General features: G+C 73.2%; 20 protein-coding genes. 7 read left to right on the forward strand and 13 right to left on the reverse strand.

Features of this window, described 5'->3' with window-relative positions:
* Positions 1–65 precede the first annotated feature (65 nt).
* The 3 genes from ACZ6C6_RS01195 to ACZ6C6_RS01205 all read right to left on the reverse strand — a co-directional run bounded on the left by ACZ6C6_RS01195 (position 66) and on the right by ACZ6C6_RS01205 (position 7237).
* The gene (locus ACZ6C6_RS01195; protein WP_469197864.1) at positions 66–1526 is read right to left on the reverse strand and encodes a glutamate synthase subunit beta; all 1461 of its coding nucleotides are present in this window, start codon (positions 1524–1526) and stop codon (positions 66–68) included.
* Positions 1519–6078, reverse strand: a complete 4560-nt coding sequence (gene gltB / locus ACZ6C6_RS01200) for a glutamate synthase large subunit (protein ID WP_469197866.1) — start codon at positions 6076–6078, stop codon at positions 1519–1521. The genes ACZ6C6_RS01195 and gltB overlap by 8 nt, the downstream gene beginning before the upstream one ends.
* A 424-nt stretch (positions 6079–6502) precedes the next feature.
* Positions 6503–7237, reverse strand: a complete 735-nt coding sequence (locus ACZ6C6_RS01205) for a VIT1/CCC1 transporter family protein (protein WP_164400470.1) — start codon at positions 7235–7237, stop codon at positions 6503–6505.
* A gap of 272 nt (positions 7238–7509) precedes the next feature.
* On the opposite strand from ACZ6C6_RS01205, the gene ACZ6C6_RS01210 reads away from it, so the two are divergent.
* From ACZ6C6_RS01210 to ACZ6C6_RS01240, 7 genes are read left to right on the forward strand one after another with little or no spacing between them, the layout of a single operon-like run.
* Positions 7510–8691, forward strand: a complete 1182-nt coding sequence (locus ACZ6C6_RS01210; protein WP_469197867.1) for an ADP-ribosylglycohydrolase family protein — start codon at positions 7510–7512, stop codon at positions 8689–8691.
* A complete protein-coding gene (locus ACZ6C6_RS01215) occupies positions 8688–9956 on the forward strand; it encodes an ADP-ribosylglycohydrolase family protein (RefSeq protein WP_469197869.1) in 1269 nt (422 codons plus the stop codon). The genes ACZ6C6_RS01210 and ACZ6C6_RS01215 overlap by 4 nt, the downstream gene beginning before the upstream one ends.
* Complete coding sequence (locus ACZ6C6_RS01220; protein ID WP_469197871.1) at positions 9865–11085, forward strand: ADP-ribosylglycohydrolase family protein; 1221 nt, start codon at positions 9865–9867, stop codon at positions 11083–11085. Before ACZ6C6_RS01215 ends, ACZ6C6_RS01220 begins: the two co-directional genes overlap by 92 nt.
* Complete coding sequence (locus ACZ6C6_RS01225) at positions 11082–12461, forward strand: ADP-ribosylglycohydrolase family protein (protein WP_469197874.1); 1380 nt, start codon at positions 11082–11084, stop codon at positions 12459–12461. Before ACZ6C6_RS01220 ends, ACZ6C6_RS01225 begins: the two co-directional genes overlap by 4 nt.
* Positions 12458–13342, forward strand: a complete 885-nt coding sequence (gene rbsK, locus ACZ6C6_RS01230; RefSeq protein WP_469197875.1) for a ribokinase — start codon at positions 12458–12460, stop codon at positions 13340–13342. The genes ACZ6C6_RS01225 and rbsK overlap by 4 nt, the downstream gene beginning before the upstream one ends.
* On the forward strand, positions 13339–14538 hold the full coding sequence (locus ACZ6C6_RS01235; RefSeq protein WP_469197877.1) for a CaiB/BaiF CoA transferase family protein: 1200 nt from the start codon (positions 13339–13341) through the stop codon (positions 14536–14538). Before rbsK ends, ACZ6C6_RS01235 begins: the two co-directional genes overlap by 4 nt.
* Entirely contained in the window at positions 14535–15347 is an 813-nt protein-coding gene (locus ACZ6C6_RS01240; RefSeq protein WP_469197879.1) for an HpcH/HpaI aldolase/citrate lyase family protein, read from the forward strand. The genes ACZ6C6_RS01235 and ACZ6C6_RS01240 overlap by 4 nt, the downstream gene beginning before the upstream one ends.
* 165 nt (positions 15348–15512) lie before the next feature.
* On the opposite strand, the gene lgt is transcribed toward ACZ6C6_RS01240, so the two are convergent.
* The 10 genes from lgt to ACZ6C6_RS01290 all read right to left on the reverse strand — a co-directional run bounded on the left by lgt (position 15513) and on the right by ACZ6C6_RS01290 (position 23968).
* A complete protein-coding gene (gene lgt / locus ACZ6C6_RS01245; protein ID WP_469197880.1) occupies positions 15513–16505 on the reverse strand; it encodes a prolipoprotein diacylglyceryl transferase in 993 nt (330 codons plus the stop codon).
* Positions 16506–16599: 94 nt separating this feature from the next.
* On the reverse strand, positions 16600–17418 hold the full coding sequence (locus ACZ6C6_RS01250) for a DsbA family protein (RefSeq protein WP_469197882.1): 819 nt from the start codon (positions 17416–17418) through the stop codon (positions 16600–16602).
* Between the two features lie 75 nt (positions 17419–17493).
* Complete coding sequence (gene trpA / locus ACZ6C6_RS01255; RefSeq protein WP_469197884.1) at positions 17494–18306, reverse strand: tryptophan synthase subunit alpha; 813 nt, start codon at positions 18304–18306, stop codon at positions 17494–17496.
* Positions 18303–19589, reverse strand: coding sequence for a tryptophan synthase subunit beta (gene trpB / locus ACZ6C6_RS01260; protein ID WP_469197886.1), 1287 nt, complete (start codon positions 19587–19589; stop codon positions 18303–18305). The genes trpA and trpB overlap by 4 nt, the downstream gene beginning before the upstream one ends.
* Positions 19590–19707: 118 nt before the next feature.
* A complete protein-coding gene (trpM, locus tag ACZ6C6_RS01265; RefSeq protein WP_469199263.1) occupies positions 19708–19848 on the reverse strand; it encodes a tryptophan biosynthesis modulator TrpM in 141 nt (46 codons plus the stop codon).
* A 34-nt stretch (positions 19849–19882) separates the two neighbouring features.
* On the reverse strand, positions 19883–20692 hold the full coding sequence (gene trpC, locus ACZ6C6_RS01270) for an indole-3-glycerol phosphate synthase TrpC (RefSeq protein ID WP_469197888.1): 810 nt from the start codon (positions 20690–20692) through the stop codon (positions 19883–19885).
* Positions 20693–20819: 127 nt separating this feature from the next.
* Entirely contained in the window at positions 20820–21254 is a 435-nt protein-coding gene (locus ACZ6C6_RS01275) for a DUF2752 domain-containing protein (RefSeq protein WP_469199265.1), read from the reverse strand.
* A gap of 146 nt (positions 21255–21400) precedes the next feature.
* Positions 21401–21649: an HGxxPAAW family protein gene (locus ACZ6C6_RS01280; protein ID WP_469197890.1), complete on the reverse strand. Its 249-nt coding sequence runs from the start codon at positions 21647–21649 to the stop codon at positions 21401–21403.
* A gap of 121 nt (positions 21650–21770) precedes the next feature.
* Positions 21771–22427 carry a TIGR02234 family membrane protein gene (locus ACZ6C6_RS01285; protein WP_469197891.1) on the reverse strand — a complete coding sequence of 219 codons (657 nt, stop codon included), beginning with the start codon at positions 22425–22427 and terminating at the stop codon, positions 21771–21773.
* Between the two features lie 53 nt (positions 22428–22480).
* Positions 22481–23968: an anthranilate synthase component I gene (locus ACZ6C6_RS01290; RefSeq protein WP_469197893.1), complete on the reverse strand. Its 1488-nt coding sequence runs from the start codon at positions 23966–23968 to the stop codon at positions 22481–22483.
* Positions 23969–23977 lie beyond the last annotated feature (9 nt).

Consider the following 23977-nt stretch of genomic DNA (forward strand, 5'->3'; position numbering starts at 1 on the left):
GTCGGGGACGGGCAGGCGCCGCGTTCAGTTCCGCACGCCGTTGTGCGGGACGTCTGTGTGCCGTATCAGACCGTCAGGGCACGGTCCGTCGGGCGGATCGGGGCCGGCAGTGCGCTGGCTCCGGTCAGGAAGCGGTCCACGCCGCGTGCCGCGGAGCGGCCCTCGGCGATGGCCCACACGATGAGGGACTGGCCGCGGCCCGCGTCACCGGCGACGAAGACGCCGTCGACGTTGGTCGCGTAGTCCTGGTCGCGGGCGATGTTGCCGCGCTCGTCGAGCTCCAGACCGAACTGCTGGACCAGACCGTTGGCCTGGTCGGTGCCGGTGAAGCCCATCGCGAGCGTGACCAGCTGCGCGGGGATGACCCGCTCGGTGCCGGGCTTCTGCTCCAGCTTACCGTCCTTGAACTCCACCTCGACCAGGTGGAGGGCCTGGACGTTGCCTTCCTCGTCGCCCTCGAAGTGGGTGGTCGAGACGGAGTAGACCCGCTCGCCGCCCTCCTCGTGCGCGGAGGTGACCTTGTAGAGCATGGGGAAGGTCGGCCAGGGCTGGTTGGCGTTCCGCTCCTCGCCCGGCCGGGGCATGATCTCCAGCTGGGTGACGGACAGGGCGCCCTGGCGGTGCGCGGTGCCGACGCAGTCGGCGCCGGTGTCGCCGCCGCCGATGACGACGACGTGCTTGCCCTCGGCGGTGATCGGGGAGACCGTCAGGTCGCCCTCCTGCACCTTGTTGGCGAGCGGCAGGTACTCCATCGCGAAGTGCACGCCGTTCAGCTCCCGGCCCGGGACGGGCAGGTCGCGCGAGACGGTGGCACCGGCGGCGATGACCACGGCGTCGTAGCGGCGGCGCAGCTTCGCGGCGTCGATGTCCCGGCCGATCTCGGTCTCGGTGCGGAACTTGGTGCCCTCCGCGCGCATCTGCTCGATGCGGCGGTTGATGTGCGACTTCTCCATCTTGAACTCGGGGATGCCGTACCGGAGGAGGCCCCCGATGCGGTCCGCGCGCTCGTAGACGGCGACCGTGTGGCCGGCCCGGGTGAGCTGCTGGGCGGCGGCGAGACCCGCCGGGCCCGAGCCGATGACGGCGACGGTCTTGCCGGACAGGCGCTCCGGCGGCTGCGGGGTCACGTCACCGCGGTCCCACGCCTGGTCGATGATCGAGACCTCGACGTTCTTGATGGTGACGGCCGGCTGGTTGATGCCGAGCACGCACGCCGACTCGCAGGGGGCCGGACACAGCCGCCCGGTGAACTCCGGGAAGTTGTTCGTGGCGTGCAGCCGCTCGGACGCGGCGGTCCAGTCCTCGCGGTAGGCGTAGTCGTTCCACTCGGGGATGAGGTTTCCGAGCGGGCAGCCGTTGTGGCAGAACGGGATGCCGCAGTCCATGCAGCGGCCGGCCTGCTTGCTGATGATCGGGAGCAGCGAGCCCGGAACGTAGACCTCGTTCCAGTCCTTGACGCGCTCATCGGCGGGGCGGGTCTTGGCGACCTCGCGGCCGGTGGTCAGGAAGCCCTTGGGGTCAGCCATTGGTCGCCGCCTCCATCATCTTCTCGGTGGTCTCCTGCTCGGAGAGACCGGCGAGCTCAGCGGCGTCCTTGGCGGCGAGCACTGCCTTGTAGGTGGACGGGATGATCTTGCTGAAGCGGGCCACCGCGGTGTCCCACTCGGCGAGGAGCTTCCCGGCGACGGTGGAGCCGGTCTCCTCCTGGTGGCGGCGCACGACGTCGTGCAGCCACTGCTTGTCGGTGTCGGTCAGTTCCTCGATCGCGCCGAGGTTGCCGGCGTTGACGTGGTCGCGGTCGAGGTCGATGACGTACGCGACGCCGCCGGACATGCCGGCCGCGAAGTTGCGCCCGGTCTCGCCGAGGACCACGGCGTGGCCGCCGGTCATGTACTCGCAGCCGTGGTCGCCCACGCCCTCGGAGACGACGGTGGCCCCGGAGTTGCGGACGCAGAAGCGCTCACCGGTGCGGCCGCGGAGGAACAGTTCGCCGCCGGTGGCCCCGTAGGCGATGGTGTTGCCCGCGATCGTCGAGTACTCGGCGAGGTGGTCGGCGCCGCGGTCGGGGCGGACGACGACGCGCCCGCCGGACAGGCCCTTGCCGACGTAGTCGTTGGCGTCGCCCTCCAGGCGCAGGGTGATGCCGCTGGGCAGGAAGGCGCCGAAGGACTGGCCCGCGGAGCCGGTGAAGGTGATGTCGATGGTGTCCTGGGGCAGGCCCGCACCGCCGAACTTCTTCGTGACCTCGTGGCCGAGCATCGTGCCGACGGTCCGGTTGATGTTGCGGATCGCGATCTGCGCGCGGACCGGCTGGGCGGCCTCGGGGCTGTCGGCCTTGAGGGCGTCGGCGGCGAGCTTGATCAGCTCGTTGTCGAGGGCCTTGTCGAGGGCGTGGTCCTGCTCGGTGTTCCGGTACCGGACCGCGCCTTCGGGCAGCTCGGGGACGTAGAACAGCGGGGCGAGGTCCAGGCCCTGTGCCTTCCAGTGCGTGACGGCCCGGTCGGTGTCCAGCAGCTCGGCGTGGCCGACGGCCTCCTCGATCGTGCGGAAGCCGAGCTCGGCGAGGAGCTCGCGGACCTCCTGCGCGATGAACTCGAAGAAGTTGACGACGTACTCGGCCTTGCCGGAGAAGCGGTCGCGCAGCACCGGGTTCTGGGTGGCGATGCCGACGGGGCAGGTGTCGAGGTGGCAGACGCGCATCATGACGCAGCCGGAGACGACGAGCGGCGCGGTCGCGAAACCGAACTCCTCGGCGCCGAGCAGCGCGGCGATGACGACGTCGCGGCCGGTCTTGAGCTGGCCGTCGGTCTGCACGACGATGCGGTCGCGCAGGCCGTTGAGCAGCAGGGTCTGCTGGGTCTCGGCGAGGCCGAGCTCCCAGGGGCCGCCCGCGTGCTTGAGGCTCGTCAGCGGGGACGCGCCCGTGCCGCCGTCGTGGCCGGAGATCAGGACCACGTCCGCGTGCGCCTTGGAGACGCCCGCCGCGACGGTGCCGACGCCGACCTCGGAGACCAGCTTCACGTGGATGCGGGCCTGCGGGTTGGCGTTCTTGAGGTCGTGGATCAGCTGAGCCAGGTCCTCGATGGAGTAGATGTCGTGGTGCGGCGGCGGGGAGATGAGGCCGACGCCCGGCGTCGAGTGCCGGGTCTTGGCGACCCACGGGTAGACCTTGTGGCCGGGCAGCTGGCCGCCCTCGCCGGGCTTGGCGCCCTGGGCCATCTTGATCTGGATGTCGTCCGCGTTGACCAGGTATTCGCTGGTGACACCGAAGCGGCCGGAGGCGACCTGCTTGATGGACGAGCGGCGGGCCGGGTCGTAGAGCCGGTCGGCGTCCTCGCCGCCCTCACCGGTGTTGGACTTGCCGCCCAGCTGGTTCATCGCGATGGCGAGGGTCTCGTGGGCCTCGCGCGAGATGGAACCGTAGGACATGGCACCGGTGGAGAAGCGCTTGACGATCTCCGAGACGGGCTCGACCTCCTCGATGTCGATCGAGGGGCGGTCCGAGTTGAAGCCGAACAGTCCGCGGAGCGTCATCAGCCGCTCGGACTGCTCGTTCACCCGGTCCGTGTACTTCTTGAAGATGTCGTACCGGCGGTTGCGGGTGGAGTGCTGGAGGCGGAAGACCGTCTCCGGGTCGAACAGGTGCGGCTCGCCCTCGCGGCGCCACTGGTACTCGCCGCCGATCTCCAGCGCGCGGTGCGAGGCGGAGATGCCGGAGGCGGGGTAGCCCTTGGTGTGCCGGGCCGCGACCTCCTTGGCGATGACGTCGAGGCCGGCGCCGCCGATCTTGGTGGCGGTGCCGTTGAAGTAGCGGTCCACGAAGGACTGGTCGAGGCCGACCGCCTCGAAGACCTGGGCGCCGCGGTAGGAGGCGACCGTGGAGATGCCCATCTTGGACATGACCTTGAGGACGCCCTTGCCCAGCGCGTAGATCAGGTTGCGGATGGCCTGCTCGGCCTCGATGCCCTCGATGAAGGTGCCGGCCCGGACCAGGTCCTCGACGGACTCCATGGCGAGGTACGGGTTGACCGCGGCGGCGCCGTAGCCGATCAGCAGCGCGACGTGGTGGACCTCGCGGACGTCCCCGGCCTCGACCAGCAGGCCCACCTGGGTGCGCTGCTTGGTGCGGATGAGGTGGTGGTGGACGGCGGAGGTGAGCAGCAGCGAGGGGATCGGCGCGTGCTCGGCGTCGGAGTGCCGGTCGGACAGGACGATCAGGCGGGCGCCGTCCTCGATGGCGGCGTCGACCTCGTTGCAGATCTCCTCGATCCGGGCGGCCAGCGCGTCGCCGCCGCCGTGCACCCGGTAGAGGCCGGAGAGCGTGGCGGCCTTCATGCCCGGCATGTCGCCGTCGGCGTTGATGTGTATGAGCTTGGCCAGCTCGTCGTTGTCGATCACCGGGAAGGGCAGGGCGACGCTGCGGCAGGACGCGGCGCCCGGCTCCAGGAGGTTGCCCGAGGGGCCGAGGACGGAGCGCAGCGAGGTGACGAGCTCCTCGCGGATGGCGTCCAGCGGCGGGTTGGTGACCTGCGCGAACAGCTGAGTGAAGTAGTCGAAGAGCAGCCGGGGGCGGGCCGAGAGCGCGGCGATCGGCGAGTCGGTGCCCATGGAGCCCAAGGGCTCGCCGCCGGTGCGGGCCATCGGGGCGAGAATGACGCGCAGCTCCTCCTCGGTGTACCCGAAGGTCTGCTGGCGGCGGGTGACGGAGGCGTGCGTGTGGACGATGTGCTCCCGCTCGGGGAGGTCCTCCAGCTCGATCTCGCCGCTCTCCAGCCACTCCTGGTAGGGGTGCTCGGCGGCGAGGGACGCCTTGATCTCGTCGTCCTCGATGATGCGGTGCTCGGCGGTGTCCACGAGGAACATGCGGCCGGGCTGCAGGCGGCCCTTGCGGACGACCTTGGCCGGGTCGATGTCCAGGACGCCGACCTCGGAGGAGAGGACGACGAGTCCGTCGTCGGTGACCCAGTAGCGGCCGGGGCGCAGACCGTTGCGGTCGAGGACCGCGCCGACCTGGACGCCGTCGGTGAAGGTGACGCAGGCCGGGCCGTCCCAGGGCTCCATCATCGCGGAGTGGTACTGGTAGAACGCGCGGCGTGCCGGGTCCATGGAGTCGTGGTTCTCCCACGCCTCGGGGACCATCATCAGCACCGAGTGCGGCAGCGAGCGGCCGCCGAGGTGGAGCAGCTCCAGGACCTCGTCGAAGGACGCGGAGTCGGAGGCGTCCGGGGTGCAGACGGGGAAGATCCGGTCGAGCGGCGCGTCGCCGAAGAGGCCGGAGGCGAGCTGGGACTCGCGGGCCTTCATCCAGTTCCGGTTGCCCTTGACCGTGTTGATCTCGCCGTTGTGCGCGACGAAGCGGTACGGGTGGGCGAGCGGCCAGCTCGGGAAGGTGTTGGTCGAGAAGCGCGAGTGGACCAGGGCGACCGCGGTGGCGAACCGGGGGTCGGAGAGGTCCGGGAAGAAGGGCTCCAGCTGACCGGTGGTGAGCATGCCCTTGTAGACGATGGTGCGGGCGGAGAGCGACGGGAAGTAGACCCCGGCCTCGCGCTCGGCGCGCTTGCGCAGCAGGAACGCCTTGCGGTCCAGGGCGATGCCGGTGCTCTCCCCGTCCGCCACGAAGAGCTGGCGGAACTCGGGCATGGTGGCGCGGGCGCCGTTGCCGAGGATGTCCGGGGTGACCGGGACGTCGCGCCAGCCGAGGACCGTCAGGCCCTCCTCGGCGGCGATCTTCTCCAGCTCGCGCACGGCCCCGGTGGAGTCGTCGGCGGGCAGGAAGGCGATGCCGACGGCGTAGGCGCCGGCCTCGGGGAGCGCGAAGGGGACCTCGGCGCGCAGGAACGTGTCCGGGACCTGGAGCAGGATGCCGGCACCGTCACCGGAGTCGGGCTCCGAGCCGGTGGCACCGCGGTGTTCGAGGTTCCGGAGCACGGTCAGAGCCTGCTCGACCATCTCGTGGCCGGGCACACCGGTCAGAGTGGCTACGAACCCCACGCCACAGGCGTCGTGCTCGTTGCGGGGGTCGTACATCCCCTGGGGGGCGGGGCGACCGTCCATGGGCGACCAGGCGTCGGTGCGCATCGGCTCTCCCGTCGTCGTCGTGGCATATGCATTGCCGAGGGACGACGTTGGCCCTCTGCGAAATTTCGTGCAGATTACATGATGGGGCGCTTCTCAAAAAGCGGATGAACCATTCCAACATGCGGACACCGTCGATGACGGTGGAGTGGGTCGCTGTCGGAGGATCGGCGCCCGGGAGACGCGGAGAGCAGGCGTCGTTGCCTGCGGTGTCTACGGCTCATGCCCGGTGGCGGAGAAAACGAAACCGCCGGATAGTGGCTACTTATGTGCAGCCCTGCATAGGGACTCATTTTACGGTGCGCGGCACGGCCGTGCCCAGGGGCGCGGGCCAAGACGTACGTCACACGCGTGGCGTACGCGTAACGGGCCGGTTGCGTGAACCGGCCCGTTACGAGGAGGAAGCGCGTGGGACAAGAGCGCGGGGTCAGCCGCCCACGGCCACGCCGAACAGGGCGCCCAGGCCGTACGTGATCGCAGCGGCCGCGCCGCCCAGCGCCAGCTGGCGCAGTCCGCTGAACCACCAGCTGCGGGCGGTCACCCGGGCCACCACCGCACCGCAGCCGAACAGTCCGGCGAGCGCCAGCAGCACGGCGGGCCACAGCGCGTCGGCGCCGAGCAGGAACGGCAGCACCGGCAGCAGGGCGCCCAGCGCGAAGGCGCCGAACGAGGAGAAGGCGGCCACCAGCGGCGAGGGCAGGTCGCCCGGGTCGATGCCCAGCTCCTCGCGGGCATGGATCTCCAGGGCCTGCTCCGGGTCGCGCGAGAGCTGTCGGGCCACCTCGCGGGCGAGCGCGGGCTCGACGCCCCGGGATTCGTAGAGCGCGGCGAGCTCCCGCTCCTCGTCCACGGGGTGCTTGCGCAGTTCGCGCCGCTCGACGTCCAGCTCGGCCTCGACCAGCTCGCGCTGCGATGCCACCGAGGTGTACTCACCGGCCGCCATGGAGAAGGCGCCGGCGGCCAGTCCGGCGAGGCCGGTGATGACGATGGTGCGGTGCGAGACGTCGCCGCCGGCGACGCCGGTCATCAGGGCCAGGTTGGAGACGAGCCCGTCCATCGCCCCGAAGACCGCCGGACGCAGCCAGCCGCCGTTGACGTCACGGTGCGTGTGGTTGTCCCGGTGCGCCTCGTGCAGTACGGCGTCGGTCTCGATGATGGCCACGGCTTGTCCCTCTCCCCTGCTCCGGAGATGGGCCTTCTGCCCGCCCTTCCCCGCTCGACACCATCGAAAGTACGCACGAAAAATCACTCCTGCCAGCAAGGAAGGCCGTACTTACCACCCTGTGTAACCAGATAGGTACGGCTTGCCTTGCTGTCCGGAAGCTGTCATCCGAGTGGCCCTTTTGTGTGTGTTTCCGGCCTTCGTCCCCGCTCGGCGTGGAACGGATCCCACAGGGACGAGTACTGGCTCGGTACGAGCGAAGGGTCGACGCGATGGAGACGGTCGCAGGAAATCCGACGACGCCGCGGGCGGGCGGCGCACAGACGGCACGGCTTCCGGCGGACCCGGAACCGGGCGGGCCCGTCGACCGGGCCAGGGGCGCGCTGCTCGGCCTCGCGGTCGGCGACGCGCTCGGCGCCCCGGCGGAGAACATGCGGCCCTCCGAGATCCGCCGCCGCTGGGGCCGGATCGAGGGCTTCGTCAGCGAGGACCCTGCGGGCACCGACGACACGGAGTACGCGATCTTCTCCGGGCTGCTGCTGGCCCGGCACGGCTCGGAGCTCACCGTCACCGACGTCGAGCGGGCCTGGCGGCTGTGGATCGCCGACCTGGACGAGGGGCCGTTCCGGGGCGCCGGCTTCAGCGAGCGCGGCACGCTGGAGAACCTGCGCCGGGGTCTGGCCGCGCCGATCTCCGCCCAGCACCGGCACGCCTGGAGCGACGGGCTGGCGATGCGGGCCGCGCCCTTCGGCATCTTCGCGGCCGGCCGCCCCGCCGAGGCGGCCCGGCTGGTCGCGGTCGACGGCACGGTCAGCCATGAGGGCGAGGGCATCTACGGCGGGCAGGCGGTGGCCGCCGGGGTGGCCGCCGCGATGACCGGCGCCTCGGTCACCTCGGTGATCGCCGCCGCGCTCTCGGTCGTCCCCATGGACTCCTGGACGGCCCGCTCCCTGCGCCGCGCGGTGACGGCGGCGCAGCGCCCGCACCCCGACCGCCTCACCGGCGAACGCGCGGTCCGCTCGGCCGTGGTGGTCGGCGGCTACCCGTGGACGGACCTGGCCCCCGAAGCGGTCGGCCTGGCCTTCGGTGCCTTCGCGGCGGCCCGCGGCGACTTCCGTACGGCGGTGCTGATGGCCGTCAACATGGGCCGCGACGCCGACACGACGGCGGCGGTGGCGGGGGCCCTCTCCGGCGCCCTGCACGGCGCTTCGGCGATCCCGCCCCTCTGGTCGGACGCGATCGGCCCGGTACGCGGCAGCTGCCTGCCGTCGATGCGCGGGTACCACGTGGTGGATGTCGCGGACCTGCTCGCCGGGGCCGCCGAGGGGGCCACGACGGACGGACCACGGGATCGCGCCCCGGCACCGGGCGACGGCGCGGCCGGTGCGCCGAACCCCGTCCCGGCTGCCGGGGAGTCGCGCCGGGGACTCGGCACCGGGGCGGTGTCCCGGTGAGCGGGGACCGGCGCGCCCGCGTCGAAGGGCTGCTCATCGGGCTGGCGGCCGGGGATGCCGCCGGGTGGCCCGCTGCCCGGCACCGGGCGGCCCGGATGCCGGAGTGGACCCGGCGGCTGACCCGGGAGCTGGACACCTTCGCCGAGCAGAACGCGACGACCACGCTCCCCGTGCCCATCGCGCTCAACCAGCCGCCCGAGCCACTGCGGCTCGGGCCGTCCGACGACGCCGAGTGGGCCGCGTTCGCGGCGGGGACCGTGCTGGCGGCGGGGCGGGCGCGGGACGCCCCGGCCGCCGGGCCCGGGCGGACCCGGGTCGCCCCCGCCGCCGACGACCGGCACGTACGGGCCGCCGTCGCCGGGGCCTGGAACTCGCTCGCCGCCGAGGTCGCCGCCGCCGCGGCCCGGGCGACCGAGGTGGAGGCGGCCGTGCTGCCGCTGCGCGCCCGGATCTCGGTGCGGGCCGGGCTCGGGAACCTCGCCGCCGGGCTGCGGCCGCCCGCCACCGGGCACGACAACCCGCACTACTTCGACGACGCCGCATGCGTGCGGGCGGCCGTGCTGGCGGTCGTCCACCCGGGCGACCCGCACGCGGCGGCGGAGCTCGCGGAGTTCGACGCGCGCTTCACGCAGGACGGCGACGGGGTCCACGGGGCGCGGGCGATGGCCGCCGCGAGCGCCGAGGCGCTGGGCGGGGCGGACGTGGACACGGCGGTCGACGCCGCGCTGGCCCAGCTTCCCGACGGCACCGAGATCGCCCGCAACGCGGCCCACGCGGTGCGGATCGCCCGGGAGTTCGCCGGGGAGCGGGCCGGGGCGTTCGCGCTCGTCCCGGTCCTGGAACACCAGATCGTGGACCACGTCTACAGCTACGGGATCGCCGCCGCCGAAACCGTACCGGTCGCCCTCGCGCTGGCCGCCGCGTCGAGGGGCGACATCGCGCAGGCCGTGCCCGCGGCGGCCTGCCTGTCCCGGGTCGCGGACTCCGCGCCCGCCCTGGCTGGTGCGCTGACCGGGGCGCTGGGCTCCATCGCCTCCGTGCCCGACGGCTGGCGCGAGACCTGCCGGACGCTGGCGGGCTGTGCCCTCCCCCGGTTCGCCGGTACGGATCTGATCGAACTCGCCGGGCTGCTGGCAGCCACGGAACCAGCCTCCACGGGTGGACAATTCGGACATGACATCCACCGTGCCCCTGGCGCCCACGACGTCCCCCTCCCCCACGACAGCCACGACGCCCGGGACTCCCGGGGCGCCCACGCTCGATGACCGGATCACCGGCGCCCTCGTCGGCGCCGCCGTCGGCGACGCGCTGGGCGGCCCGGTCGAGGGCCGCTCCCCGGAGCAGATCACGGCCCGGCACGGCGGCAGGATCACCGGGATCGTCGGCCCCTGGGACGGCGACGACTGGCGGACCGCCCGCCCGATCGCCCCGTACCACAAGGGGGACGGGCACGTCACCGACGACACCCTGATGACGCACGCGCTGGTCCGGGTGTACGGAAAGGTGCGCGGCCATCTCGACGCGTACGCGGTCGCCGACCACCTCGTGCCGGAGATGATCGGCGAACCGCGCTGGATTCCCGAGCTGGAGGCCGAGGCGCTGCCGCTCCAGCGGGTCTTCCTCGCGGAGAAGTGGATCGTCGCCCGGCTGCACTACGGCCATGTCGACCCGCGCGAGGCGGGCTCCGGGAACATCGTCAACTGCGGGGCGGCGATGTACATGGCCCCGGTCGGCCTGGTGAACGCCGCCCATCCGCAGGCGGCGTACGCCGAGGCGATCGACGTCGCGGGCGCCCACCAGTCGAGTTACGGCAGGGAGGCGGCGGGCGTCTTCGCGGCCGGGCTCGCCGCGGCCTGCGTGCCCGGGGCGACACCCGCCACGGTCGTGGAGGCGTGCCTGTCGCTCGCCAAGGACGGCACCCGCGCCGCGATCGAGGCCGTCTGCGAGGCGGCCTCCCGCCACCGGGACGTGGAGTCGGCGCTCGTCCCGGTGCGCGCGGCCGTCGCCCCCTTCGACACCGTCGGCCCCGACTACCGCGCGCCCTCGCTCGGCGCCCGGCGCCCGTCCCGGCTGCACGCGATCGAGGAACTGCCGGTCGCCCTCGGCATGCTGCTGGCGGCCGACGGGGACTACCGGCAGGCGGTCCTCGGCTCGGTCAACTACGGCCGCGACTGCGACTCGATCGCCACCATGAGCGGCGCGCTCGCGGGCGCCCTGCACGGCGAGAGCGCCGTCCCCGCCGAATGGGCCGCGACGGTCGCGGAGGCCAGCCGCCTCGATCTGCGCGCCCCGGCCCGGACCCTGGCCGAGGTGGCCCGCGAGGTGTTCGCCCGGGACACCGCCCGCCGCCGGGCCCACGAGGCCGCCTTCGCGACGCTGGCGGGCACCCCGTGACCACGGCGGTGCGGGTGACCTGGGTGCAGCCGGAGGACCTGGTCGGCCACGAGCTGCGCCAGGCCGCCGAGGACGGCCGCGACGCCCGCGACATCGCCCGCCGGTGGTACGAGGCCGGCGGCTCCCCCGCCCCGGAGCGCGCGGGCGCGTCCGGCGCCGCCGCCCCGCCCGGACTGCGCGCGGTCGCCGAACGGCTGCTGGACGAACTCGCCCTGCTCGAATCCCCGCTGGCCGCTGACGAGCCGGACGGCCTGGCCGCGATCCGGGCCGCCTGCCCGCAGTGGCCGCGCGCCCGCGACGTGCGGCCGGCCGGGCGGGAGCGGCTGCACGCCGCCTGGCTGGGCCGGGCCGCCGGCTGCCTGCTGGGCAAACCGGTCGAGAAGCTTCCGCTGGAAGGCATCCGCGCCCTGGCCCGGGCCACCGGCAACTGGCCGCTGAACACCTGGTTCACCGCCCGGGGCCTGCCCCCCTCGCTGGCCGCCACCTACCCGTGGAACCGGCGCTCCGCGGCCACCTCGCTCGCCGAGAACATCGACGGGATGCCCGAGGACGACGACCTCAACCATCCGCTGCTCGCCCTGCTGCTGCTCCAGCGCCACGGCACCGCGTTCACCACCGCGGACCTGGCCCGGCTGTGGCTGGACGAGCTCCCGGCAGGGCGCACGTTCACCGCCGAGCGGATCGCGTACCGCAATCTGCTCGACGGCATCGAGCCCCCGGACACCGCCCGCCACCGCAACCCGTTCCGGGAGTGGATCGGCGCGCAGATCCGGGCCGACATGCACGGCTGGACCCGGCCCGGCGACCCGGCGGGCGCCGCCGGGCAGGCGTACCGGGACGCGGTCCTCACGCACACCGGGAACGGTGTCTACGGCGCGATGTTCACGGCGGCGGCACTGGCCGAGGCGGCCACCGGCGAGACCGACGTGCACGGCTGTCTGGCCACCGGGCTGCGCGTGGTGCCGCCGCGCTCGCGGTTCGCGGCAGCGGTACGGGACGGCATCGAAGCCGCCCGCGAGGAGCGGGACTTCGATACGGTCGTGGACCGGCTGCACGCGGCGTACGGCAGGTACCACTGGGTGCATGTGCTGCCCAACGCGGCCCTGCTGGCCGCCGCCCTCACCCACGCCGACGGCGACTTCACCGGTTCGGTCTGCAAGGCGGTGTCCGGCGGCTGGGACACCGACTCCAACGGCGCGACCGCCGGTTCGCTCGCCGGACTGCTCGCCGGGCGGCCGGACGCGCTGCCCGACCGGTGGACCACCCCGCTGAAGAACCGGCTCGCCACGTCCGTCCCCGGTTTCGACGGGACCGGCTTCGACACCCTGGCCGCCCTGACCCACCGGCTCACCCACGAGGAGGCACTCCGCCCATGACAAGAATCGCGGTGCTCGGCAGCACCAATATGGATCTTGTGGCCTACGTCGACCGGGCTCCGGAGCGCGGCCAGACCGTCACCGGACGGGAGTTCCGCACCATCCCCGGCGGCAAGGGCGCCAACCAGGCCGTCGCCGCCGCCCGCGCGGGAGGTGACGTGCTGATGATCGGCGCGGTCGGCGACGACGAGTACGGCGTACGGATGCGGGAGAACCTGGAGCACTCCGGCGTCGACACCGATCTGCTGCACACCGCCGAGGGCCCCAGCGGCACCGCGCACATCGTGGTCGACGCCAAGGGCTCCAACGCGATCGTGGTGATCCCCGGCGCCAACGGCACCATGACCGCGCTCGGCCCGGGCGAGGTGGCCGCCATCGCCGAGGCGGATCTGCTGCTGCTCCAGCTGGAGCTGCCGATGTCCGCCGTGATCGAGGGCGCCCGCGCCGGCCACGCCCAGGGCGTGCGGACCGTGCTCACCCCCTCCCCCGTGCAGGAACTGCCCTCCGAGCTCCTCGACCACGTCGACCTGCTGGTCCCCAACGAGCACGAGGCGGCCGGGCTGTCCGGCTACGACGACCCGCACGCGGCGGCGGAGATCCTGCTCGGTCAGGTCCCCGCGGTGCTCATCACGCTCGGCTCGAAGGGCAGCCTGTACGCGGCCCGGGGCAGCCGCACCATTCACTTCCCGGCCCCGGACGTGACCGCGGTGGACACCACCGGCGCCGGGGACACCTTCGTCGGCACCCTGGCCGTGGCGCTCGGCGAGGGGCGCCCGGTCCCGCAGGCCGTCGCCTGGGCCTCGGCCGCCGCCGCGCTCTGCGTGCAGAAACCGGGCGCCTCGGTCTCCATGCCGTACCGCAGCGAAATCGACGACGCGTGAGCGCCCCCGCGGCACCGCCGCTCACCGGACTGCGGGTGATCGACCTCGCCACGCTCTTCGCGGGCCCGCTCTGCGCGACGATGCTCGGCGACTTCGGCGCCGAGGTGATCAAGGTCGAGCATCCGGTCCGCCCCGACCCGTCCCGGGGCCACGGGCCCGCGAAGGACGGCGTGGGCCTGTGGTGGAAGCTCCTGGGCCGGAACAAGCGGAACCTGACGCTCGACCTCTCCGCCCCGGAGGGCCGCGATCTGCTGCTGCGGCTCGCCGCGGACACCGACGTGATCATCGAGAACTTCCGGCCCGGCACGCTGGAACGGTGGGGCCTCGGCCCCGACGAGCTGCACGCGGTCAACCCCCGGCTGGTGCTGGTGCGCGTCACGGGCTTCGGCCAGTTCGGGCCGTACTCCCACCGGCCCGGCTTCGGGACGCTCGCCGAGGCGATGAGCGGCTTCGCGGCGATCACCGGGGAGCCGGACGGGCCGCCGACGCTGCCGCCGTTCGGCCTGGCCGACTCGATCGCCGCGCTCGCCACGGCGTACGCGGTGATGGCCGCCCTCGCCGGCCGCGACCGGACCGGTGAGGGGCAGGTGGTCGACATGGCGATCATCGAGCCGATCCTGACCGTGCTCGGCCCGCAGCCGCTCTGGTACGACCAGCTCGGTTACGTACAGCCGCGCACCGGGAACCGTTCGCGCAACAACGCCCCGCGCAACACCTACCGCACCTCCGACGGGCAGTGGGTGGCCGTCTCCACCTCCGCCCAGTCCGTCGCGGAGCGGGTGATGCGGCTGGTCGGACGGGCGGACCTGATCGAGGAGCCGTGGTTCGCCTCGGGCGCCACCCGCGCCGAGCACAGCGACGAGCTGGACGAGGCCGTCGGCCACTGGATCGCCCGGCACAGCCGGGAGGAGGCCCTGTCCGCGTTCGAGAAGGCGGAGGCGGCCATCGCCCCCATCCACGACGTACGGGACGTCATGGAGGACCCGCAGTACCGGGCGCTGGACTCGGTCACCGAGGTGGACGACCCGGAGCTGGGCCCGCTGCGGATGCAGAACGTCCTCTTCCGGCTCTCCCGGACCCCGGGCGCGATCCGCTGGACGGGCCGCCCGCACGGGGCCGACACCGAGGAGATCCTGACCGAGCTGGGGCTGAGCGGGCGCGAGATCTCGGCGCTGCGGGCGGAGCGGGTGCTGTGAGCGCGGCGGCCCCTCTCACGTTGCTGTACGTGCCCGGTGACCGGCCGGACGTCGTGCGCAAGGCGGCCGCCTCGGGGGCGGACGTGGTGATCGTGGACCTGGAGGACGCGGTCGCCCCCGACCGCAAGGAGTACGCCCGCGCGGCGACGGTGGAGCTGCTGTCGGATCCGCCGTCCGCCACGGCGCCGCCCACGCATGTGCGGGTCAACGACGAGGCGGACGTGCTGGCGCTGGCCGGGCTGCCGGGGCTCGGCGCGCTGCGGCTGCCGAAGATCACCCATGCCGCGTCCGTGCACCACATCGCGGCACAGGCCCCCGGGGTGGCCCTGTGCCCGCTCCTGGAGTCGGCACTCGGCATCGAGCACGCGTACTCGGTGGCCTCCGCCCACCCCCAGGTCCGGGCCATCGCCCTGGGCGAGGCCGACCTCCGCGCGGATCTGGGGGTACGGGAGGACGCGGGGCTCGACTGGTCGCGCAGCCGGGTGGTGGTCGCGGCCCGGGCTGCGGGCCTGGCGCCGCCCGCGCAGTCGGTGTTCGCGGACGTCCGGGACCTGGACGGCCTCTGGTCCTCCTGCGCCCACGGCCGGGCCCTGGGCTTCCTGGGCCGGGCGGCGATCCACCCCCGCCAGCTCCCGGTGATCGAGCGCGCGTTCCGCCCGACGCCGCAGGAGGTCGAAGCGGCCTGGGAGATCGTGGAGGCGGCCCGCGACCAGGCGGGCGCCCAGGCCCTGCCGGACGGCCGCTTCGTGGACGCGGCGGTGGTTGCGCAGGCGCAACGGACGCTCTCACTCGCGGACCGAGAGCGGTGACCTGGCACCCCACCTGACCGCTTCGTCCTCAATCGCCGGACGGGCTGGTTTTCCCGCATCAACGGCGAGCGGCAATATCAAGCCCGTCCGGCGCTTGAGGACACCCCACGACGGCGAAGGGGCCGCCGAATTCCTCGGCGGCCCCTCACTCAGCTAGCGCGCGGCTCAGCCCTTCGCGGCCTCCGCCGTACCGTCCGCCTTCGGCGCGTCCGCGTCCTCGTCCGCGTCCGCCTTCGCGTCGGCGACCGGCTTCGCATCGGTGTCCGCGTCGGCGTCGGCCTCCGCGGCCTCCGGCTCGTCCGCGTCGGTCCCGTCCGCCTTCTCCGAGGATTCCGGCGCCTCCGGCGCCCCCGGCTCCACGACCTCCTCGCGGCCCGGCCGGACCTTCGCCGAGATCACGATGTACGTCACCGCGAGCACGAACACGATCAGCGCGGTCCACACGTTGAGCCGCAGGCCCAGGATGTGGTGCGCCTCGTCCACGCGCATGTACTCGATCCACGCGCGCCCCGCGCAGTACGCCGCGACGTACAGCGCGAACGCCCGCCCGTGACCGAGCTTGAAGCGGCGGTCGGCCCAGACCACCAGGAGGGCCACCCCGACGCACCACAGGGACTCGTACAGGAAGGTCGGGTGGTAGGTGCCCGCGACCCGGTTCGGGCCGTCGCTGATCTTCAGCGCCCACGGGACGTCCGTCGCCTTGCCGTACAGCTCCTGGTTGAACCAGTTGCCCCAGCGGCCGCACGCCTGGGCGAGGGCGATGCCGGGGGCGAGCGCGTCGGCCCAGGCGGGCAGCGGGATCCCGCGGCGGCGGCAGCCGATCCAGGCACCGACCGCGCCCAGCGCGATCGCTCCCCAGATACCGAGGCCGCCCTGCCAGATCTTGAAGGCGTCGACCCAGTTCTCACCCTCGCTGAAGTACAGCTGGTAGTCGGTGATGACGTGGTAGAGCCGACCGCCGACAAGCCCGAAGGGAACGGCCCAGACGGCGATGTCGGCAACGGTGCCGGCGGTGCCTCCTCGGGCGACCCAGCGCTTGTTGCCGAACCAGACGGCGACGAAGACACCGATGATGATGCAGAACGCGTAGCCGCGAAGCGGGATCGGTCCGAGATCGATCACGCCGGTCGACGGGCTGGGAATGTAGGCAAGGTTCATGGCAGCATCGACGCTACCCTGCCGGACGGGAGGGAGGACAACCCGCCCGGCAACGTCTGGGTAACGAGCGGGCCGTCGATTCCCCCGCCCGGCCCTACGGCGTGGCCGTGGGGGTGGCCGGTTTCTTGCCCTTGTTGGCCTCGGCGACCCATTTCTTCAGGTTGGCCACGGTGATCGCCTCGTCGCCCTTCTTCGGGAAGATCGACTCCCCGTTGAGCAGGGCCGTCGGAGTGCCCTGGAAGCCACCGTCGCGGAACGCCTGGTTGGACTTCTCCACCCAGGCGTCGTGCTTGCCGTCCTCGACGCAGCCGCGGAATTCCGGCGTGTCCAGCCCGGGGACCTTCTTGGCGAGTTCGATCAGCTTGTCGTTGTCGCCGAAGGCGTCGTCGGTCTCCGCCGGCTGGTTGCTGTACAGCACGTCGTGGTACGCGGGGAACTTGCCGGCGTCCTGCGCGCACGCGGCCGCGTTGGCCGCCTTGAGGGAGCCGCTCCCGCCCATGTTGCCGTCGATGATCGTGGCGAGGTGGTAGTCGACCTTGATCTGGCCGTCGCGCTCCATCTCATGGATCGTGTCGCGGAACGCGGTCTCGAACTGGGCGCAGACGGGGCAGCGGAAGTCCTCCCAGATGGTGAGGGTGGACGGGGCGTCGTCCGCGCCGACCCGGATGGCCAGGGCGTCCTTGCCGGTCGCCCCGGACGGGGCGACGGCCGGTCCGGACGCCTTGGACTTGTCGCTCTTGCCGTCGGTGTTCGCCGCGATCACGCCGACGACGGCGGCCAGGCCCAGGACCCCCACCACGGCCGTGGACACGATCAGCGTGCGGCGCCGGCGGTCGCGCGCCTTCGCCTGCTCGCGCTGCTGGATCAGCCGGTCTCGCGCGGCCCTCTTACCCTGTTCGTTCTTCTCGCTCACACCGCGCAAACGACCCGGGGAGGCACTCGCGTGCCTCCCCGGGCCGAGGTCCACCCGTTCGGGTTACCCCAGGTGTCAGCGCTTTCGAACACCTTCGGCAAGATCGGCCGCCAGTGAACGGACGGCGGCGAGCCCGGCAGCCTCGTCGGGGGCGTCCAGCATGCACTTGACGAAGGCCGTCCCGACGATGACGCCGTCGGCGAAGCCGGCGACCTCCGCGGCCTGGGCGGCGTCGGACACGCCGAGGCCGACGCAGACCGGCAGCTCGGTGGTGGCCCGGGTCCGCCGGACCAGGTCCTGGGCCTGCGCGCCGACCGAGGCGCGGGTGCCGGTGACGCCCATCAGGGACGCGGCGTAGACGAAGCCGGAGCCCGCGTCGGTGATGGTGGCGATCCGCTCGTCCTTGCTGCTGGGCGCGACGACGAAGACGGTGGCCAGGCCGTGCCGCCCCGCGTGCTCGCGCCACAGCGCGGACTCCTGGACCGGCAGGTCGGGCAGGATGCACCCGGCCCCGCCCGCCTCGGCCAGCTCGGCCGTGAACCGCTCGACGCCGTACCGGTCGATCGGATTCCAGTACGTCATGATCAGGATCGGCGCCCCGGTGGCCTCGTGGGCCTCGCGCACCGTGCGCATCACGTCGGCGATCCGCACGCCGCCGCGCAGCGCGATGTCGTCGGCGGTCTGGATGACCGGGCCGTCGAGCACCGGGTCGCTGTGCGGCAACCCCACCTCGATGACGTCGGCGCCGCCCGCCACGGCGGCCTTGATGGCCTCGATGCCGCCGTCGACGGTCGGGAAGCCGGCCGGCAGGTACGCGATGAGGGCGGCCCGGTCCTCGGCCCGCGTGGCGGCGAGCGTGGTGTTCAGCAGTTCGACGTTGCCGCTCACAGCGCGTCCCCCTCGATCTCCGCGTTCCGGCTGCCGGCGTCCGCCTCGACGGCCGCGTCGGTGTCGTACAGCCCGAAGTAGCGGGCCGCCGTGTCCATGTCCTTGTCGCCGCGCCCGGAGAGGTTGACCAGGATCAGCCCGTCCTTGCCCAGCTCCTTGCCGACCTCCAGCGCCCCGGCCAGCGCGTGCGCGCTCTCGATGGCCGGGATGATGCCCTCGGTGCGGGAGAGCAGGCGCAGCGCCTGCATCGCCGCGTCGTCGGTGACGGCGCGGTACTCGCCCCGGCCCACGTCCTTGAGGTACGCGTGCTCGGGGCCGATGCCCGGGTAGTCCAGACCGGCCGAGATGGAGTACGGCTCGGTGATCTGGCCCTCGTCGTCCTGGAGGACGTAGCTGCGCGAGCCGTGCAGGATGCCGGGCTCGCCCGCGGTCAGGGTCGCCGCGTGCTCGCCGGTCTCCACGCCGTGTCCGGCGGGCTCGCAGCCGATGAGGCGGACTTCCGCGTCGGGCACGAAGGCGTGGAAGAGGCCGATGGCGTTGGAGCCGCCGCCGACGCAGGCCACGGCCGCGTCCGGCAGCCGGCCGGCCCGCTCCAGGATCTGCCGCCGCGCCTCCACGCCGATGACGCGGTGGAAGTCGCGGACCATCGCCGGGAAGGGGTGCGGGCCCGCGACCGTACCGAAGAGGTAGTGGGTGCGGTCCACGTTGGCGACCCAGTCGCGGAACGCCTCGTTGATGGCGTCCTTGAGGGTGCGGGAGCCGGACTTCACGGCGATGACCTCGGCGCCGAGCATCCGCATCCGCGCCACGTTCAGCGCCTGGCGCTGCGTGTCGATCTCGCCCATGTAGATGGTGCAGTCGAGGCCGAAGAGGGCGCAGGCGGTCGCGGTGGCGACGCCGTGCTGCCCGGCGCCGGTCTCCGCGATGACGCGGGTCTTGCCCATGCGCCGGGTCAGCAGCGCCTGCCCCAGCACGTTGTTGATCTTGTGTGATCCGGTGTGGTTGAGGTCCTCGCGCTTGAGGAAGACGCGGGCGCCGCCCGCGTGCTCGGCGAAGCGGGTGACCTCGGTGAGGGCGCTTGGCCGTCCGGTGTAGTGGACCATCAGCTCGCCGAGCTCGGCGGCGAACGCGGGGTCGGCCTTGGCCTTCTCGTACTCGACGGCGACCTCGTCCACGGCGGCGACCAGCGCCTCCGGGATGAACTTGCCGCCGTACGCGCCGAAGTAGCCCTCGGCGCTGGGGATCAGACCCTCCGGGTCCGGGATGAAGAAGTCGGAAGACATGCGGGACGTGCTCCTAGTCGTCACAGGGGTGGTTGCACCGTCTGCGCCGTGAGCGGAGCGCCGCCCCGGTCCTGGACCGGGGCGGTTTCGGGCACGCGGGACGGCGCCGGGGCTCGCTCTACAGCGCGCGCGTCGTGCGCCATCGCATGCCGTTGACCTGACCGGGCTCGGCGCCGATCACGTACCGCACCCGCCGCCCGCGCACCCGGCGCGCGGGTGCCCGGCAGCCGCGGTGCCACGAGGGCAGCGCGCAGCGCATCGGCGCGGGGTGCGGAAGGGGCGACACGGCCGGGTCAGCCCCGTCCGTGGCGCAGGGCGGGGTGGGCGCCGGCGGCGACGAGGTCGGCGACGGCGGCCCGCGGGTCGCGGCCGGTCACCAGGGACTCGCCGACCAGCACGGCGTCGGCGCCGGCGTTGGCGTAGGCGATCAGGTCGTGCGGGCCGCGGACGCCGGACTCGGCGACCTTGACGACGTGGTCCGGGATCTCGGGGGCGACGCGCTCGAAGGTGGAGCGGTCGACCTTGAGGTCCTTGAGGTTGCGCGCGTTGACGCCGATGATCCGGGCCCCGGCCTCGACGGCGCGCTCGGCCTCCTCCTCGTCGTGCGCCTCGACCAGCGGCGTGAGGCCGATGGACTCGGCGCGCTCGATCAGGGAGACCAGCGCCTCCTGTTCGAGGGCGGCGACGATCAGCAGCACGAGGTCGGCGCCGTACGCGCGTGCCTCCCACAGCTGGTACGAGGTGACGATGAAGTCCTTGCGGAGGATCGGGATGTCGACCTTGGCGCGGACGGCCTCCAGGTCGGCCAGCGAGCCGCCGAAGCGGCGCTCCTCGGTGAGGACCGAGATGACGGAGGCCCCGCCGGCCTCGTAGTCCGCGGCGAGCGCGGCCGGGTCGGCGATGGCGGCCAGCGCGCCCTTGGAGGGGCTGGAGCGCTTGACCTCGCAGATGACGTTCACGCCCTCGCCGCGCAGGGCGGCGACGCCGTCCTTGGCCTGGGGGGCACGGGCGGCGCGTTCCTTGAGCTCATCGAGGCTGACGCGCGCCTGCCGCTCCGCGAGGTCGGCGCGTACGCCGTCGATGATCTCGTCGAGCACACTCACGCGAGCGGCCCCCTTCCGGAACGGTGACAGAAAAACGTTACAGGCCACAGGTTCAGCCACTCCGATGTTATCCGCAGGAGGGCGCTGGGCCCGCATCCGCCCTGCGGCCGTCCCACTGGCTGGGACTTCACGGGGCGAGGGCGGAACCGAAGGGTAGGTTCCGGATGACGGTGAAAAGCAGCAGTACGGCGCCGATCGCCCACCAGTGCACCGGCCGCAGCCCGATCCGCAGGGGCTTTCCACGGGCCTCGCGGATCAGCCACACGGTCCACAGCACGGCGAAGATCCCATAGCCGACGACGGCGAGCGCGTTGGCACCGAAGGCGGCGGCCAGGTCGCCGTGGGCGAAGGCGTGGGCGCTGCGGAGGCCGCCGCAGCCGGGGCAGTAGATGCCGGTGAACCGCAGCAGCGGGCAGACGGGGTAGTGGCCGGGCTGGTTCGGGTCGACGGTGGCGACGTATCCGAAGGCGCCCACGACTGCGGCGAGCACGCCCACCGGGACAGCGGTCCGCCGCAGCCGCGAGGCGCCGGCGGGGGCCGTGGGGAAGAGGGGCGCCCGCACGGGGGCGAAGGGCGGCCCGGGAACGGGGTCCGGGGCCGAAGGGGCGGCGGGGGTTGGCGTTGCGTCCACCCGGTGATTGTCGCCGCTGACGCGGAGAGGCGCAGCCCGGTCCGGGCCGCGCCTCTCCGGCGTAGGTGGTGCGGGGGTCAGGAGGTCTGCGCCTGGCCGGCGCGCGCCCGGGCGGCGCTCAGCTCGGCCGACTCCTTCGGCATGCCGAGGCCCGCGGCCTTCATCGCGAGGCCGACGACACCACCGAGCAGGACGACGCCCATGCCGGCCCAGAAGCCGAGCGGGTTGGCCGCGACCATGAAGACGCCCGCGACGCAGAAGCCGATGAAGGCGATGATGACACCGGTCCAGGCGGCCGGGGTGTGTCCGTGGCTGCTGCCCGCCATGAGTTGCTCCTCGTTGGTGTTGCGCTGTTGGAATCGCTCGGGTCGCTGTGCCCACGGCCCGTGCCGCTGTGCCAGCTCACCGTCATTGTCCCGTACGTGCGGGTAGGACGTGAGCTGGGGGTCATGCCTCGCGCGTCGGGTCCTCGCCGCGGTCCAGGGCCTTCCACAGATCCTCGGGCCGGTCCGGGTCGAGCGGCCGGGGGGCCTTGCGGGGGCGGGGGGTGCCGTCGCGCTCGTAGCGCCCGGACATCGTGGGCCACCGGCTTCCGTAGCGCAGGGCGAGCAGCCCGGCGAGCAGGATCAGCAGGCCGCCTGCCGCCGTGACGTACGGCCAGGCGGTGTGGCTGAGGGCCGTGATGGTGGCGGCGCTGTCGCCGCTGGTCTGCGCGGCCTTCTCGTCCAGCGCCCCGCTGTCGGACGCGCCGAGGAAGGCGCTGAGCGCGGCGCCGAGTCCGCTGAGGGCGAGGAGTCCGGCGACCACGCGCCGGCCGGCGCCGCGTACGGCGAAGACGGCGACGAGGGCGGCCAGGCCGACGATCGCGAGGGCGGCGGGGAGTCCGGTGACGTCCTGCCCGTCGGCGCTCAGCGGCAGGCTGCCGCCGCCGACCGGGGCCTTGCCCTCGGCCCACGTCTGCCCGGAGGCGAGCAGGACGACGGTCGCGCCGGCCGCCCCGAGGAGCAGGCCGGCGGCCAGGGTGCGGCGGCTCCCCGCACTGTCGGGCGCGGCGGCGGCTTCGGTACGGGGCTGGGGTACGGGGACGGCACTCACGTACTCCACTATCCCTCACCGGCCCGGAACGCCCCACCGCGCCCCTGGCGCGGGCGCACCGCTCAGGCGCCGCCGAGGCGGTTGGCGGTGTGGACGGCGCGGAGGACGGCGGCCGCCTTGTTGCGGCACTCGGTGTCCTCGGCGACCGGGTCGGAGTCGGCGACGACGCCCGCGCCCGCCTGGACGTAGGCGGTGCCGTCGCGGAGCAGGGCGGTGCGGATGGCGATGGCGGTGTCGGAGTCCTCGGCGAAGTCGAGGTAGCCGACGCAGCCCCCGTACAGGCCCCGGCGGGTGGGTTCCAGCTCCTCGATGATCTGGAGGGCGCGGGGTTTGGGGGCGCCGGAGAGGGTGCCGGCGGGGAAGCAGGCGGTCAGCACGTCGAAGGCGGTGCGCCCCTGGGCGACCTTGCCGGTGACCGTGGACACGATGTGCATGACGTGGGAGTAGCGCTCGATGGACATGAAGTCGACCACCTCGACGCTGCCCGGTTCGCAGACCCGGCCCAGGTCGTTGCGGCCGAGGTCGACGAGCATCAGGTGCTCGGCGCGCTCCTTGGGGTCGGCGAGGAGTTCGTCGGCGAGGGCCTGGTCCTCCTGCGGGGTGGCTCCGCGGTGCCGGGTGCCGGCGATGGGGTGGACCATGGCCCGGCCGTCCTCGACCTTGACCAGGGCCTCGGGGCTGGACCCGGCGACGTCGAAGCCGTCGAACCGGAAGAGGTACATGTACGGCGAGGGGTTGGTGGCGCGCAGCACCCGGTAGACGTCGAGGGCGCTCGCGGTGCACGGGGTCTCGAAGCGCTGGGAGGGCACCACCTGGAAGGCCTCACCGGCCCGGATGCGCTCCTTCACGTCCTCGACGGCGTCCTGGTACGCCTGGCCGCCCCAGAGCGCGGTGTACGGGGGCAGCTCGGACGGGGGCAGGGCGGCGGGGGCGTTCTCGACGGGGCGGCGCAGGTCGCGCTCCATCGCGTCGAGCCGGGTGACGGCGTCGCTGTACGCCTCGTCCACGCCGGTGGCCAGGTCGTTGTGGTTGATGGCGTTGGCGATGAGCAGGACGCTGCCGTCCCAGTGGTCCAGGACCGCCAGGTCGGAGGTGAGCAGCATGGTCAGCTCGGGCAGCTTGAGGTCGTCGCCGCCGCTCTCGCCGATCTTCTCCAGGCGGCGCACGATGTCGTAGCCGAGGTAGCCGACCATGCCGCCGGTGAAGGGCGGGAGGCCGGATTCCCGGTCGTGCGGGGTGTGCAGGGCCTCGATGGTGGCGCGCAGGGCGTGCAGCGGGTCCCCGTCGACGGGGACGCCGACCGGCGGGGTGCCGAGCCAGTGGGCCTCGCCGTCGCGGGTGGTCAGCGTGGCGGCGCTGCGTACGCCGATGAAGGAGTAGCGCGACCAGGTGCGGCCGTTCTCCGCTGATTCCAGCAGGAAGGTGCCGGTGCGCTCGCCCGCGAGCTTGCGGTAGAGGCCGACGGGGGTGTCGCCGTCCGCGAGGAGGCGGCGGGTGACGGGGATGACGCGCCGGTCGACGGCCAGCTTCCGGAAGGTGTCGAGGTCCATGGCGGCAGA

This window comes from Streptomyces sp. NPDC041814 (genome assembly GCF_055590565.1).

Excerpts from the sequence above, each read along its gene's own strand:
- ACZ6C6_RS01195 (WP_469197864.1), bottom strand. The coding sequence starts at position 1,526 with ATGGCTGACCCCAAGGGCTTCCTGACCACCGGCCGCGAGGTCGCCAAG.
- gltB (WP_469197866.1), bottom strand. The coding sequence starts at position 6,078 with ATGCGCACCGACGCCTGGTCGCCCATGGACGGTCGCCCCGCCCCCCAG.
- ACZ6C6_RS01210 (WP_469197867.1), top strand. The coding sequence starts at position 7,510 with ATGGAGACGGTCGCAGGAAATCCGACGACGCCGCGGGCGGGCGGCGCA.
- ACZ6C6_RS01220 (WP_469197871.1), top strand. The coding sequence starts at position 9,865 with ATGACATCCACCGTGCCCCTGGCGCCCACGACGTCCCCCTCCCCCACG.
- rbsK (WP_469197875.1), top strand. The coding sequence starts at position 12,458 with ATGACAAGAATCGCGGTGCTCGGCAGCACCAATATGGATCTTGTGGCC.
- lgt (WP_469197880.1), bottom strand. The coding sequence starts at position 16,505 with ATGAACCTTGCCTACATTCCCAGCCCGTCGACCGGCGTGATCGATCTC.
- trpB (WP_469197886.1), bottom strand. The coding sequence starts at position 19,589 with ATGTCTTCCGACTTCTTCATCCCGGACCCGGAGGGTCTGATCCCCAGC.
- trpM (WP_469199263.1), bottom strand. The coding sequence starts at position 19,848 with ATGCGCTGCGCGCTGCCCTCGTGGCACCGCGGCTGCCGGGCACCCGCG.
- ACZ6C6_RS01280 (WP_469197890.1), bottom strand. The coding sequence starts at position 21,649 with ATGGCGGGCAGCAGCCACGGACACACCCCGGCCGCCTGGACCGGTGTC.
- ACZ6C6_RS01290 (WP_469197893.1), bottom strand. The coding sequence starts at position 23,968 with ATGGACCTCGACACCTTCCGGAAGCTGGCCGTCGACCGGCGCGTCATC.